This window comes from Stenotrophomonas sp. 2YAF22 (assembly GCF_052114665.1).
Taxonomy (GTDB): Bacteria; Pseudomonadota; Gammaproteobacteria; order Xanthomonadales; family Xanthomonadaceae; genus Stenotrophomonas; species Stenotrophomonas indicatrix.
In genome coordinates, this window is the sequence record NZ_JBFRFE010000903.1 from 1 (window position 1) to 1,157 (window position 1,157).

Genomic DNA, 1,157 nt, shown 5'->3' on the forward strand with positions numbered 1-1,157 from the left:
GTTCAGTGGTGTGTGCCGCTTCGTACGAGGCGCGCGTGTTCGGCGTGCGTTCGGCGATGCCGGCACTGCGTGCCGAGCGCCTGTGCCCGGACGCTGTCTTCGTGCCGCCGGACTTCGCGCGTTACAAGGCGGTGTCGCGCCACGTGCGCGAGATCTTCCTGCGCCATACCGACCTGGTCGAGCCGCTGTCCTTGGACGAGGCCTACCTGGACGTGACCGATCCGAAGAGTGGCATCGAACTCGCCACCGACATCGCCCGCACCATCCGCGCGCAGATCCGCGAGGAAACCAACCTGACGGCTTCAGCCGGGATCGCGCCGAACAAGTTCCTGGCCAAGATCGCCTCGGACTGGCGCAAGCCCGACGGCCAGTTCGTGATTCCGCCGCAGCGGGTGGACGCATTCCTGCTGCCGCTGCCGGTGAATCGCGTGCCCGGTGTCGGCAAGGTGATGGAAGGCAAACTGGCAGCGCGCGGCATCGTCACCTGCGGCGACCTGCGGCAGTGGACGCTGCCGGACCTGGAAGAAGCCTTCGGCAGCTTCGGCCGCAGCCTGTACAACCGCGCACGCGGCGTCGACGAGCGTCCGGTGGAGCCTGACCAGCAGGTGCAGTCGATCTCCTCTGAAGACACCTTCGCCGAGGACCTGCTGCTGGAAGACCTGGGCGAAGCGATCGTGCAGCTGGCCGAGAAGACCTGGCATGCCACCCGCAAGACCGAACGCATCGGCCACACCGTGGTATTGAAGCTGAAGACCGCGCAGTTCCGCCTCCTCACCCGCAGCTTCACCCCGGAACGCCCGCCGGAATCGATGGCCGAACTGCGCGACATCGCGCTTTCATTGCGCGCCCGTGTAGATCTACCCGCTGACACCCGCTACCGCCTGGTCGGCGTCGGCCTCGGCGGCTTCCGTGAAAAGGAGCCGGTAGTGCAAGGTGAGTTGTTCGAGCACACCCAGACCGATCATTCCTGATCGTTCATCCACGCATGGCGTGGATCCAAGTGTCGACCAAGGTCGACACCYACCAAGRGCARGYCATGCCATCCMGACAGATTGCGGAGATCTGTCGAAGGCGGGGTGGGTCCGGTTGCGGGGGCGTGAGCCGCATGGATGCGGCGACCGAGCTTACAKGGAYGTACTTGCAGCGTCCCCCGCAAC

Annotated in this window: 1 protein-coding gene; it reads left to right on the plus strand. The window is 65.7% G+C overall.

All coding sequences use genetic code 11. The features are described from left to right. Nucleotides 1-971, plus strand: a 971-nt coding sequence (gene dinB, locus AB4Y84_RS22125) for a DNA polymerase IV (RefSeq protein WP_442250992.1), incomplete at its 5' end; no start/stop codon positions are given. Between the last annotated feature and the right edge of the window lie 186 nt (nt 972-1,157).